This window comes from Jeotgalibacillus haloalkalitolerans (genome assembly GCF_034427455.1).
GTDB classification, from domain to species: Bacteria; Bacillota; Bacilli; order Bacillales; family Jeotgalibacillaceae; genus Jeotgalibacillus; species Jeotgalibacillus haloalkalitolerans.
This window is the reverse complement of the sequence record NZ_JAXQNN010000002.1, coordinates 741,696-754,198: the sequence shown is the minus strand read 5'-3', so window position 1 is coordinate 754,198 and position 12,503 is coordinate 741,696. Positions and strand designations below refer to the sequence as shown.

The 12,503-nt window shown below is 43.9% G+C and carries 18 protein-coding genes and 1 other annotated feature; of the genes, 16 read left to right on the top strand and 2 right to left on the bottom strand.

The window, feature by feature from the left end:
* Positions 1-13 precede the first annotated feature (13 nt).
* From UFB30_RS08880 to pheA, 8 genes are all read left to right on the top strand, one after another.
* Complete coding sequence (locus UFB30_RS08880; RefSeq protein ID WP_322421315.1) at positions 14-1,402, top strand: ribonuclease E/G; 1,389 nt, start codon at positions 14-16, stop codon at positions 1,400-1,402.
* 80 nt (positions 1,403-1,482) lie between these two features.
* Positions 1,483-1,558 (top strand) — a sequence feature (ribosomal protein L21 leader region).
* A 16-nt stretch (positions 1,559-1,574) separates the two neighbouring features.
* On the top strand, positions 1,575-1,883 hold the full coding sequence (rplU, locus tag UFB30_RS08875; RefSeq protein ID WP_322421314.1) for a 50S ribosomal protein L21: 309 nt from the start codon (positions 1,575-1,577) through the stop codon (positions 1,881-1,883).
* Between the two features lie 11 nt (positions 1,884-1,894).
* On the top strand, positions 1,895-2,218 hold the full coding sequence (locus UFB30_RS08870; protein WP_322421313.1) for a ribosomal-processing cysteine protease Prp: 324 nt from the start codon (positions 1,895-1,897) through the stop codon (positions 2,216-2,218).
* A 13-nt stretch (positions 2,219-2,231) separates the two neighbouring features.
* Positions 2,232-2,522, top strand: a complete 291-nt coding sequence (gene rpmA / locus UFB30_RS08865) for a 50S ribosomal protein L27 (protein WP_039810086.1) — start codon at positions 2,232-2,234, stop codon at positions 2,520-2,522.
* 108 nt (positions 2,523-2,630) lie between these two features.
* A complete protein-coding gene (locus UFB30_RS08860; protein WP_322421312.1) occupies positions 2,631-3,182 on the top strand; it encodes a Spo0B domain-containing protein in 552 nt (183 codons plus the stop codon).
* A 20-nt stretch (positions 3,183-3,202) separates the two neighbouring features.
* Positions 3,203-4,489, top strand: a complete 1,287-nt coding sequence (obgE, locus tag UFB30_RS08855) for a GTPase ObgE (protein WP_322421311.1) — start codon at positions 3,203-3,205, stop codon at positions 4,487-4,489.
* Positions 4,490-4,510: 21 nt separating this feature from the next.
* A complete protein-coding gene (locus UFB30_RS08850; RefSeq protein WP_039810078.1) occupies positions 4,511-4,966 on the top strand; it encodes an ACT domain-containing protein in 456 nt (151 codons plus the stop codon).
* A gap of 21 nt (positions 4,967-4,987) precedes the next feature.
* The gene (pheA, locus tag UFB30_RS08845; protein ID WP_322421310.1) at positions 4,988-5,848 is read left to right on the top strand and encodes a prephenate dehydratase; all 861 of its coding nucleotides are present in this window, start codon (positions 4,988-4,990) and stop codon (positions 5,846-5,848) included.
* 33 nt (positions 5,849-5,881) lie between these two features.
* Here pheA and UFB30_RS08840 read toward each other — a convergent pair whose 3' ends face one another.
* Positions 5,882-6,418, bottom strand: a complete 537-nt coding sequence (locus UFB30_RS08840) for a transcription repressor NadR (protein WP_322421309.1) — start codon at positions 6,416-6,418, stop codon at positions 5,882-5,884.
* A 94-nt stretch (positions 6,419-6,512) separates the two neighbouring features.
* Between UFB30_RS08840 and safA the strand changes: the two genes are divergently transcribed.
* From safA to yajC, 8 genes are all read left to right on the top strand, one after another.
* A complete protein-coding gene (gene safA / locus UFB30_RS08835) occupies positions 6,513-7,166 on the top strand; it encodes a SafA/ExsA family spore coat assembly protein (protein WP_322421308.1) in 654 nt (217 codons plus the stop codon).
* 65 nt (positions 7,167-7,231) lie between these two features.
* The gene (locus tag UFB30_RS08830; RefSeq protein WP_322421307.1) at positions 7,232-7,516 is read left to right on the top strand and encodes a BofC N-terminal domain-containing protein; all 285 of its coding nucleotides are present in this window, start codon (positions 7,232-7,234) and stop codon (positions 7,514-7,516) included.
* A gap of 176 nt (positions 7,517-7,692) precedes the next feature.
* Positions 7,693-8,304: a Holliday junction branch migration protein RuvA gene (gene ruvA / locus UFB30_RS08825; RefSeq protein WP_322421306.1), complete on the top strand. Its 612-nt coding sequence runs from the start codon at positions 7,693-7,695 to the stop codon at positions 8,302-8,304.
* 13 nt (positions 8,305-8,317) lie between these two features.
* Positions 8,318-9,316, top strand: coding sequence for a Holliday junction branch migration DNA helicase RuvB (gene ruvB / locus UFB30_RS08820; RefSeq protein WP_322421305.1), 999 nt, complete (start codon positions 8,318-8,320; stop codon positions 9,314-9,316).
* Positions 9,313-9,516, top strand: coding sequence for a DUF2905 domain-containing protein (locus tag UFB30_RS08815; RefSeq protein ID WP_322421304.1), 204 nt, complete (start codon positions 9,313-9,315; stop codon positions 9,514-9,516). The genes ruvB and UFB30_RS08815 overlap by 4 nt, the downstream gene beginning before the upstream one ends.
* 13 nt (positions 9,517-9,529) lie before the next feature.
* On the top strand, positions 9,530-10,555 hold the full coding sequence (queA, locus tag UFB30_RS08810; RefSeq protein ID WP_322421303.1) for a tRNA preQ1(34) S-adenosylmethionine ribosyltransferase-isomerase QueA: 1,026 nt from the start codon (positions 9,530-9,532) through the stop codon (positions 10,553-10,555).
* A 15-nt stretch (positions 10,556-10,570) separates the two neighbouring features.
* Positions 10,571-11,710: a tRNA guanosine(34) transglycosylase Tgt gene (gene tgt, locus UFB30_RS08805; RefSeq protein ID WP_322421302.1), complete on the top strand. Its 1,140-nt coding sequence runs from the start codon at positions 10,571-10,573 to the stop codon at positions 11,708-11,710.
* A 33-nt stretch (positions 11,711-11,743) separates the two neighbouring features.
* A complete protein-coding gene (yajC, locus tag UFB30_RS08800) occupies positions 11,744-12,016 on the top strand; it encodes a preprotein translocase subunit YajC (RefSeq protein WP_039810055.1) in 273 nt (90 codons plus the stop codon).
* 33 nt (positions 12,017-12,049) lie between these two features.
* On the opposite strand, the gene UFB30_RS08795 is transcribed toward yajC, so the two are convergent.
* On the bottom strand, positions 12,050-12,445 hold the full coding sequence (locus UFB30_RS08795) for a TIGR04086 family membrane protein (RefSeq protein WP_322421301.1): 396 nt from the start codon (positions 12,443-12,445) through the stop codon (positions 12,050-12,052).
* Positions 12,446-12,503 lie beyond the last annotated feature (58 nt).

Genomic DNA, 12,503 nt, shown 5'->3' with positions numbered 1-12,503 from the left:
GAAGGTGCAATCATTGAAGCAATTAATCGTCAGTAGTAAAACGCGCGAAAAGAAATGGGCGCTGATCAATCAGGGGAAAGCGGAACGGCTTGAGTTATATCCGCCATTTTCAGAAACAAAGGTTGGGAATATATACAGTGGGACCATTGCAAGTATCAAACCATCCCTGCAAGCTGCATTTGTCATATTTGATCACGGTCCGAAAGGCTATCTGCCATTAAAATCAATTCCTTCATCATCCCGAACAGTTCACCAGGGAATGAGGCTCCCTGTTCAGGTGAAAAAAGATGAAGAAGCAACTAAAGGTCCTGTGCTTACTGGTGATATCGAGTTGGCAGGCAAATATATGGTGTATTTTCCATATACCGATATGTTGAGGTTTTCAAAAAAAATCCAGCCCGGTCAGCGCAGGAGATTGAAGTTGTGGGCTGAAAATTCCCTGCAAACCGGGGGAGGCGTCCTGATCAGAACTGAAGCAGAATCAGCAGAAGAGCATGTGCTGTCAGCGGAACTTAAGCATTTAAAGCAGCGTTTTCATCTTCTGGATCAGGCATTTAAAGAGAAGAAAGGCTGTTTCTTAATCGAACGGCCTGAAAAATTCGTTGAAGATGTGAAAGATGCCTTAATCAGGCTAAAACCGGATGAACTGATCACGGATTCAGTTACAGTATCAAATCAGTTTAAATCTGTTATCAGTGAAATGGAGCTCGAAACAGATCTTTTGTTATATCTGGAAGATGAAGACCTCTTCGTGAGATATTTCAAAGAAGACATACATCTTATGATGACCCGGCGGACGGTTTGGCTTGAGGGAGGTAGTTCAATTGTCATTGATGTGCTTGAAGCTTTAACAGTGATTGATGTTAACTCATCCAGGCAGACCGGAGCAAAGCAGCAGCGGGCAGCGGTAAAGGATATCAATCAAAAAGCAGCACTTGAATCCCTCAGGCAAATGAAGCTGAGAGACATGCACGGCATTGTATTGATCGATTTTATTAATATGGAGGATCAGAGTGACCGGAATGATATTGACCGGCTGATCAGAGAAGAAGCGAAGTCTGATCATAAGCATGTCCATGCAGCCGGCTTTACTGAGCTGGGTCTCTATCAGTTAACAAGGAAAAAAACAAAGGCTTCATATCAGACCCTTTATACGGTGCCGTGCCCAGTCTGTTCAGGAAATGGACACGTTCTATCGCCGGAAAGCTGTCTGCTTGAGCTTGAAAAAGAGTTACTATCAAAGCGGAGGATGCTTGAAAAGGTTGAAATTGAGCTGACAAAAGATATTCATCAGCTGATTAAAGAAGACCCTGCATTTATCAGGTGGATCGAAAAAGAACTGAATCTGCCGGTCGCATTCAAAGAAATCAATCATATTCATCCGTTTTACAGGGTTATTTGAAATTAACTTTTTAAAATCAATATTGTCATTGACACCCTGTTTCCGGTTGTGATAACATTCATATGTTACTGTTTGTAGCACCCGTGCTACAACCGCTCATAACAGGTTATTAAGCGCATTGATGCCACCTGGTATATGGCGAGTCTGAGTGAAATTGAGGAGGTGCATTGGAATGTACGCAATTATTGAAACAGGCGGAAAGCAGATTAAAGTAGTTGAAGGCCAGGAGGTCTACATCGAAAAGCTTAACGTCGAAGCAGGAGAAGAAATTACGTTTGACAAAGTTCTTTTCGTAGGTGGAGATGATGTAAAGGTAGGCAGCCCGCTAGTTGCTGGCGCTACAGTTACAGCTAAAGTTGAAAAACAGGGTCGCGCTAAAAAGATCACTGTATTCAAATACAAGCCGAAGAAAAATCAACACCGCAAGCTTGGTCACCGTCAGCCTTACACTAAAGTTGTAATCGGCAAGATCAACGCTTAATAGGTTTATTCATGATACAGGTTATCATTGAAAAAGAACCAAACGGTCTGATAAGAGCTTTTCAGATGGAAGGGCACGCTGATTATGCTGAGCATGGCAAAGACTTAGTCTGTGCAGGTGCATCTGCAGTTTCCTTTGGCGCAGTTAACTCAGTTCTTTCTCTAACAGAGACTGAACCGGTTATACACCAGGGAAATGATGGAGGTTATCTCAGAGTTGAGTTTCCGTCAGAAGCAGACAGCCGTACCCAACTGATTATGGAAAGCATGATTGTCTCATTGCAGACAATTGAACAGGAATACGGGCAATACATTAAAATAACCTTCAAACAGTAGGAGGTGGAAAACCATGCTAAGATTAGATCTTCAATTTTTCGCTTCGAAAAAGGGAGTAGGTTCAACTAAGAACGGTCGTGATTCAATCTCTAAGCGTCTAGGCGCTAAGCGTGCGGATGGCCAGTTCGTTACAGGCGGATCAATCCTTTACCGTCAGCGTGGAACTAAGATTTATCCTGGAGAAAACGTAGGCCGCGGAGGAGATGACACTCTATTCGCAAAAGCTGACGGCGTTGTACGCTTTGAGCGTATGGGCCGTGACAAGAAAAAGGTCAGCGTATACCCAGCTGCACAAGAAGCTTAATTTCTTAAGAAACTCTGGTTATAAACAGCCAGAGTTTCTTTTTATGTTCAGCATATCCGCGCTCTTTGCTATACTAGAGTGTAAGTGACACTCAGTAGGAGGGGGCTAATGATAGAATCAAAGTTAAAGCTCGAACTTCTGCAGCATTGCCGGCACGACTGGATGAACAAACTGCAGATGATAAAAGGAAATCTCGAGCTGTCAAATATTGAACGGGCAACACAGATCATAGATGAAATGGTGATTGAGTCCAGGCAGGAAGCATTATTAACCGGGCTGGGTACACCAAGCTTTTCAGAGTGGCTGCTGACCTATAACTGGTATCGGCCGGGGCCACTGAGGCTTGGTTATGAATTTACTGAACGTATGAAAATTCCGGAAGCGTTTGATCATTTGCTTCTTAACTGGGCAAAGAAAACAACTGCAGCGGTGGACAAAGCGTTGAATACACCGTCAGATCAGGAGCTTTACTTTTTATTTGAACAGTATGAAGAAAGTTTTTCTATTGTAGTTGAATATGAAGGGGAGCCTCTTCAATCTTCACCGGAAGAGATTATACAGGAACCAATAGAAGCACAGGTTGAATGGATTAAGCAATCCAGCGCATCCTTTTCAATAAAGCTGACATTTGATTATCCTGTGTCAGGAGTGAAAGTTTAACAATAGGAGGATCCACAATTATGTTTGTCGATCAGGTTAAGATATATGTAAAAGGCGGAGACGGCGGAGATGGAATGGTCGCTTTCCGCAGAGAAAAATATGTACCAAAAGGCGGTCCGGCAGGCGGAGACGGCGGACAGGGTGCCAATGTCATCTTTCTTGTTGAAGAGGGCTTAAGAACACTGATGGATTTCCGTTATCAGCGTCATTTTAAAGCACCTAAGGGTGAAAATGGCATGTCGAAAAACCAGCACGGCAGAGGCGCATCAGATATGATCGTCAAGGTGCCGCCTGGTACAGTCGTAAAGGATGAAGCAACAGGTGAAGTGATCGCCGATCTGACTGAGCACGGACAGCAGTCTGTTATTGCAAAAGGCGGCCGGGGCGGAAGAGGAAACTCCCGCTTTGCTACACCTGCAAACCCTGCACCTGAACTGTCTGAAAAAGGCGAACCGGGTCAGGAAAGAAATATCATTATGGAACTAAAGCTGCTTGCTGATGTCGGGCTTGTCGGATTCCCGAGTGTAGGGAAATCTACATTGTTATCAGTCGTATCAGCTGCAAAGCCTAAAATTGCTGAATACCACTTTACAACGATCGCACCAAATCTGGGCATGGTCGAAACAGAAGATAACAGAACATTTGTCATGGCAGATCTTCCTGGATTAATTGAAGGTGCACATGAAGGCGTTGGACTTGGTCATCAATTCCTTCGTCATATCGAAAGAACGCGTGTCATTGTACACGTCGTTGATATGTCTGCACTTGAAGGCCGTGATCCTTACGAAGATTACGTGACGATTAATAATGAACTGAAGGAATATAACCTTCGTCTGACAGAACGCCCTCAGGTTGTCGTTGCCAATAAGATGGACATGCCTGATTCAGAAGAAAATCTGAAGAAGTTCAAGGAGCAGGTTGGAGACGATGTGAAAGTGTTCCCTGTATCTGCTATTTCAAGACAGGGTCTGAAGGAACTGTTATATACAGTTGCTGATCTTGTAGAGTCAACGCCTGAATTCCCGCTTCAGGAAGCAGAAAAAGACGCAACGATTAATCGTGTACTTTATAAGCATGAAGAGGCTGAGAAGTTTGAAATCACGCGTGATCCTGACGGCAGCTTTGTCATCACAGGAGATTCTCTTGAAAGATTGTTCAAGATGACTGACTTCAGCCGTGAAGAATCAATCAGACGTTTTGCCCGTCAGATGCGTGCGATGGGTATTGATGACGCACTGCGTGAAAAAGGTGCGAAAAACGGCGATACAGTTAAGATTATCGAATTCGAATTTGACTTTGTTGAGTAGATAGAAGCAGGGGGTAATAAGGTGCCAAAAAAGGAACTGAATGAAAAATTTTATCTTGTCAGAGAAGATGTGCTTCCGGAAGCGATGCAAAAAACGCTCGAAGCTAAGCAGCTGCTGGAAAGAGGTCATGCAGGGTCTGTATGGGAAGCAGTGCGCTCAGTTGATTTAAGCCGCAGTGCATTTTATAAATACAGAGATACTGTATTTCCTTTTCACACAGTAGTGAAAGAAAAAATCATCACGCTCTTTTTTCATCTTGAAGACCGCTCAGGCACCTTATCTCAGCTGCTTGGGCTGGTCGCATCCTGCGGCGGAAATATCCTTACGATTCACCAGACAATCCCGCTTCAGGGAAGAGCAAATGTGACATTATCATTAAATGTAACTGATATGAATGTTCCGCTTGATGAGATGCTTAACCGACTCAAAAAACTTGAATTTGTTGAAAAAGTTGAGGTCCTGGGCTCAGGGGCCTGATTTTAAAAAGAAGGTGAGTAAATGAAAATTGGTTATTTAGGACCAGAAGCTTCTTTTACCCATCACGCGGTAAAAAGTGTATTTACAGATGAAGAATATATTGCTTTTCCCACTATTCCTGATTGTCTTGAAGCGCTCGCTGAGGAAAAAGTGGATCGTGCAGTGGTTCCGCTTGAAAATGCGCTAGAAGGCTCTGTACCGATTACAATTGATTATCTGTTTCATGATGTGGATTTACATATTACTGCTGAATTAATTTCACCGATTGAACAGCATTTAATGGTTCATCCTGACAATCAGGACAGATGGCAGGATGTCACTAAAATCATGTCTCATTCTCATGCCCTTGCACAGTGTCACAAATATTTGTATTACCGCTTCAGGGGAATAGAGCTTGAGCCATCAACCTCAACATCAGCCGCTGCAAAATACGTCAGTGAGCATCCGGAAGAAAATGTAGCTGCCATTGGTAATGCGCTGGCTGCAGATACATATGGACTAAAGGTAGTGGAGGAAAATATACATGATTTCCACTTTAATCACACGCGTTTTGTCGTGCTGACAAGTGAAAAAGAAACAACCTTACTGCCATTTGAACAGGATGCTGAAAAATCAACACTGATGATTACGCTGCCTTCAGATGACCGTCCGGGAGCACTTCACCAGGTATTATCCGCTTTTTCATGGCGTCAGCTCAGCCTGAGTAAAATCGAGTCTAGACCGCTTAAAACCGGACTTGGGAATTACTTTTTTATCATTGATGTTGAAAAACCGGTGGATGGCGTATTGATGCAGGGTGCAATCGAAGAACTTGAAGCACTAGGTTGTACAGTGAAGATCCTTGGAAGTTATAAAAAACATATGCTGCAGCCTCAGAAATAAAAAAAGTTCTCTCATCATTTGAGAGAACTTTTTTTAGTCTTTATACAAGATGCCTGCCTGATCCAGTGCCTCCTCAATCCGGTCTAGAACTGCAGTATGTTCCGCTTCAACCTCATGCATATGTATACCATCTGTTAATGCTGAAAGAAGCGCTGATTCAGAAGAAGCAAGCTGGTCAATAAAACGTTTTACTTCTGTCGGATTATGCAGCATAAGTGAGGCGGTCATTTCTCCGTATACCGGATGTTCAATCACTACGTTTTTTACCATGCCCCCGTTCTCAACGATCAGCATTAACTCCTCTTCAGTCTGTTCAGGCGTATGTTTGCATACAATGTATCTAGATACCCGGCTGGTCGGATGAGCGGGCATATATAAATAACCCTGGCTTGTCGCAAGGATTGGCTCGTTTTTTGCTTTCAATAAATTAATATCACTGACAATGACCTGTCTGCTTACATTCATCTCACTTGCAAGAGAGCGGCCGGTTATCGGTCCGGCGGATTGGCTGAGTGTCTGTAATATTTTTTCCCGTCTCGCTTCTCCTGATTTCTGGCGATCGCTTGGCATTTGTGACCCTTCTTTCTTCGAACGTTCTGAAAGTATTGTATCATAAATTCATTTCGTTCATAGGATATATGGAATGAATGATGGAGGTGGCAAGATGAAGATTCATGTTGTGCAAAAAGGGGATACACTCTGGACAATTGCAAAGAACTATCAGGTATCTTTTGAAGAATTAAAAGCAGCCAATGCCTACTTAGCAGATCCGGATATGATCATGCCCGGGATGAAAATTAAAATACCCGCCGGGAAGGCAGCTGTGGATAAAGCAGGCGTTAAAAAAGCGGCTATGAAAAAGGCTGAATACATGCACCCTTATGCAGATGGAAAACCAGCTTATCAGGCATTACCCGAAGAAAAAGTTGACATGCCTGTCATGCCTTATGCAGGATTTATGATGCCTGTCATGCCAAAAATGCAGGAAATGCCCAAGATGAAAGAAATGCCAAAAATGCAGGAGATGCCAAAAGCTGAAGAGATTAAAGAATGGACGAAGATGCCTGAAAAACCTTCCTGCACATGCAAAGAAAAATCCGCTGTTAAGCCCGTTAAAATGATGCCCCAGCAAATGCCGCACATGATGCCTCAGCAGATGCCGCAGATGATGCCGCCGTGCCAGATGCCTCAGCAGATGCCACACATGATGCCGCCGTGCCAGATGCAAGAGCATCCAATGATGATGGAACCGTGGTGCCACCCGATGCCACATCACTGCTGTTGCCCATGTCATCATCCATATAGAGGTCCGTTTTAAAAAAATGAATAAAATCTGATGAAACAGAAAAACCTATCTTAACAAGTATGTTAGGAGAGGGTTTTATGAAAACATCAGTGATTGTCATGTGCATGCTTGGTCTGATAAGTTGTACAGAACAAACAGGTGCTGCAGCGCTTTCGCTGGATCTGTCAATTGAAACCATTTACCAGGACGGCGAAAAAGGGGTCGAACAGAGAACAGAAACATATGAAGCAATGGAGGATTTCTTTGCGGATTATAAAAACTGGCAGATCATAGATATGAATCAGGACATGATCACGCTGAGAACAACTGAAGAGACATTGTCCCCGCTTGTTAAATGGAGCGGGTATGCTGATGTTGATTAAACAGTCCACGTGACTGTTTTTTCTTTTGCTGAAATACAGGGCTGAACATGGTAAAATAGAACAGATGTTTCGTTCTGGTGGTAAATCAGTATAGAACCGCAAACGTAAAAAGTCTGACACATTGAATCGCCTGAGTTGTGTTACAATGAAGTTTGCATTGAAAGGAAGAGTCTATTATGTATGAATATATAAAAGGTGAAATTACATATATCTCAACAGAGTATATCGTTTCAGATCATCACGGATTAGGCTACAAAATCTATATGCCTAATCCTTTTGTGATGTCTTCGAAGCAGGGAGAGACAGTACAGGTTTTTACTTACCAGCATGTCAGGGAAGATCAGCTGACATTGTTCGGGTTCCCGACGATGGAAGAAAAACTGTTATTTACAAAGCTTCTGAATGTCTCGGGGATTGGTCCAAAAGGTGCGCTGGCGATCCTTGCATCCGGGGCACCGGAACAGGTGATTCAGGCCATTGAAGAAGAAAATGAATCCCTTCTTGTTAAATTCCCCGGTGTAGGAAAGAAAACCGCAAGACAGATTATCCTTGATCTGAAAGGAAAACTTCAGGATGTTGTACCTGATTATTTCCCTAACCTGTTCAGTGATCCGTCGAAAGTGAAGGGTCAGGATGACTCAGCGCTTGATGAAGCAGTGATGGCACTTCAGGCTCTAGGCTATTCTGAACGTGAAGTGAAAAAGATCAGACCTGCACTGCAAAAAGAATCACTCACTACTGATCAATATATTAAAAAGGGTCTTCAGCTCATGCTGAAGCTTAAATAAAGGAGGGGATTAGATGGAAGAACGGATTGTATCAGGGGAAGCAAATATAGAAGAAGAAACGCTCGAGCAGTCGATCAGACCGCAGCTGCTTGAAACATATATCGGTCAGGATCAGGTGAAACAGAATCTGGCGATTTATATTGAAGCGGCAAAAAACAGGCAGGAAACCCTTGACCATGTTCTTCTGTATGGTCCCCCGGGTCTGGGTAAAACAACGCTTGCAGCAGTTATTGCAAATGAGATGGGTGTCAATCTGCGGACAACTGCAGGGCCGGCAGTCGAAAGAGCAGGAGATCTTGCTGCGATTCTGACGGCACTTGAACCTGGTGATGTTCTGTTTATTGATGAGATCCACAGACTCCCGAGAGCGATTGAAGAAGTGCTGTACCCTGCAATGGAAGACTTCTGTCTTGATATTGTCATTGGCAGCGGTCCAAGTGCAAGGTCAGTCAGGCTGGATCTTCCACCGTTTACTTTAGTTGGTGCAACAACACGTGCAGGTGCGATCTCAGCACCGCTCCGTGACAGATTCGGCGTATTAAGCAGGCTTGAATATTACAATACAGAACAGTTAAAAGAGATTGTAAACCGTTCAGCAGATATATTTAATACTGAGATCGATGATTTCGGAGCGGATGAAATTGCCCGGAGATCCAGGGGAACGCCACGGATTGCGAACCGTCTTCTGAGACGCGTAAGGGATTATGCTCAGGTGAAAGGGGAAGGGGATATTACACTTCCGATCGCCAGAGCATCCCTTGAACTGTTGCAGGTTGATCAGCTTGGACTCGATCATATTGATCATAAATTATTAAGAGGAATCATAGAGCGCTTCAGAGGCGGGCCTGTCGGACTTGATACAATTGCAGCGAGTATAGGGGAGGAGTCTTCAACAATTGAAGATGTGTATGAGCCATACCTGCTGCAGATTGGATTCCTGCAGCGTACGCCGAGGGGACGGATTGCTACCCCGCTGGTTTACGAACATTTTAACCTGGAGGTGCCTGAATGACACTGCCCAAAATGCTGATGATTGCAGGTGCTGCACTTTTAGTGGCAGGATTTTTACTGCAGTTTATAAAAGCTGGCAGACTGCCGGGTGATATTGTGATCAGGAAAGAAAACATGACGTTTTATTTTCCGATTGTTACTTCAATTTTAATTAGTTTAATTTTGACAGGAATCTTCTTTTTAATCGGAAGGTTCAGGTAAGGAGCTGCGAAAGATGAATATCAATGATTTTGATTTTGAACTTCCTGAAGAACTGATTGCACAGGTTCCGCTTGAAGACCGTACATCAAGCAGACTGATGGTGCTTGATAAGGTGACAGGTAAGGTGGAACATCAGTCATTTAAACATATACTGGATTATTTGCATGAAGGCGATTGCCTCGTGTTAAACGATACGAAAGTACTTCCTGCGAGACTGATTGGAGAGAAGCAGGAAACCGGTGCTGCAATTGAGGTACTCCTGCTGAAGCAGCTGGAAGGTGATACATGGGAAACACTTGTGAAGCCTGCTAAAAGAATAAAGCCCGGAACGGTTATTACATTTGGTGATGGATTACTGACAGCTGAATGCATCGAAACGGGAGAGCAGGGTGCCCGCATCTTGTCCTTCAGCTATGAAGGGATCTTTTATGAACTGCTTGACCAGCTTGGCGATATGCCGCTGCCTCCATATATCAAGGAAAAGCTTGATGACCGTGACCGTTATCAGACAGTGTTTGCTAAAGAGCGCGGATCTGCTGCTGCGCCGACTGCAGGGCTTCACTTCACTGAAGAGATTCTTGAGGAAATTAAAGCAAAAGGCGTGAAAGTTGCATTTATCACACTGCATGTAGGATTAGGCACTTTCAGACCCGTATCAGTGGATTCTATTGAAGAGCATGATATGCACAGTGAATATTATCAGCTGTCTGAAGAAAATGCCCGTATTCTCAATGAGACAAGGTCAAATGGCGGCCGGATTATTACAGTTGGTACAACTTCAACACGTACACTGGAAACGATTGCTGATGATCAGGGTCATTTTAAAGCGCAAAGCGGATGGACAGATATTTTTATTTATCCGGGCTATACATTTAAAGCTTCAGATGTGCTGCTGACGAACTTCCATCTGCCAAAGTCAACGCTGATCATGCTTGTGAGTGCAATGGCCGGAAGGGAACATACACTTGCTGCCTATGAAGCGGCAGTGAAGGAAAGGTACAGATTTTTCAGCTTTGGCGATGCCATGCTGATTAAATAGAGAGGAGATTATCTTTTGAGTGCAATCAGATATGAACATATAAAAACATGTAAACAGACAGGTGCGAGACTTGGGATTGTCCATACGCCGCACGGTTCATTTGAGACGCCGACATTCATGCCGGTCGGAACAATGGCAACTGTCAAAACGATGTCACCAGAGGACCTGAAGGAACTGAATGCAGGGATTATTCTGAGTAATACCTATCACCTGTGGCTGCGTCCGGGTCACGATATTATTAAAGAAGCCGGCGGACTGCACAAATTTATGAACTGGGATCGACCTATCCTGACTGATTCAGGCGGCTTCCAGGTATTCTCCCTGAGTAAATTCCGTAATATTCAGGAGGAAGGGGTACACTTCAGAAACCACATTAACGGAGACAAGCTTTTCCTGAGCCCTGAAAAGGCAATGGAGATCCAGAATGCACTTGGATCTGACATTATGATGGCTTTTGATGAATGTCCTCCATATCCTGCTGAAGAAAAGTATATGAAGGATTCTGTGGAGAGAACGACTCGCTGGGCTGAACGCTGCCTGGAAGCACATGTACGTCCTGAAGATCAGGGCCTGTTTGGCATTATTCAGGGCGGGGAATATGAGCACCTGCGCCGTCAAAGTGCGCGTGACCTTGTATCAATGGACTTCCCGGGTTATGCTGTCGGCGGTCTTTCAGTTGGAGAGCCTAAGGACGTAATGAACCGCGTGCTGGAGTTTACTACACCATGGATGCCTGAAGATAAACCAAGATATCTGATGGGTGTCGGTTCACCGGACTCTCTGATCGATGGTGCGATCAGAGGAATTGATATGTTTGACTGCGTATTGCCGACGCGGATTGCGCGTAATGGGACATTAATGACTAGTGAAGGCAGACTTGTCGTGAAGAATGCGAAGTATGCGCGTGATTTTTCACCAATTGATCCTAATTGTGATTGCCATGTTTGTAAGAATTATTCAAGAGCGTATATCAGACACTTAATTAAATGTGAAGAAACGTTCGGAATTAGACTTACGACTTATCATAACCTGCATTTTCTGATAAACTTAATGGGGAATGTCCGCCAGGCGATAAAAGAAGACAGACTGGGCGACTTTCGTGAAGAGTTTTTTGAACAGTACGGTTTCAATCAGCCGAATGCAAAAAACTTTTAATAGATATATGAAAGAAAGGGGGAGTTTAGCGTAATGGATATGATCGTAACTTTACTTCCGCTTATTCTGATGTTCGGTTTAATGTACCTTTTCTTAATCCGTCCTCAGCAGAAGCGTCAGAAAAAAGTAATGGAAATGCAAAACAGCTTAAGCAAAGGTGATAAAATCGTCACGATTGGCGGTTTACACGGTATCATCGATGCACTTGACGAAGGTCAGGTCGTGATTAAGTGTGGAGATGGAAGCCGCTTAACATATGACCGCAATGCGGTACGTGAAGTGGTGGAAAAAGATTCAGCAATGTAATAAAAGATAAAAAAAGCTGCAGCTGCAGCTTTTTTATTTTTTGTCAGGCTTTCCGTTTATTGCAGAACGTCCAAATAAATTAACCCCTGCAATTCCCCCCGCCATTCCTGAAGCAAGCAGCAGCCCATAGTGGATAAGATGAGACCATTCAAATAGTATCTCTTTTAAAAACAGTCCTGTTCCAATCACTGACAGAGCCGTCAGAAGCCCGATATGAAAACCTTTTTGACCTGCAAAAGCACTCCCTGTCAGGCTGCCGACCAATACAGCTGCAGCACCTGCCAGTCCGTTCCACTTCTCCATTGAAGACTCTGCTATTTCGGTGAAATGGAGTAACCCTGCTGCGATTGCGGCATATAGCGTAATCATTAGCAGCACAACCCCGATCGCTACACCTAAGCCCTGAGCAGTCCTTTTCCACACAGCCATGTTTTCACGCTCCTTTATGTTTTGATAAATGAAATTCTGTTTTTCGTACACACTACCA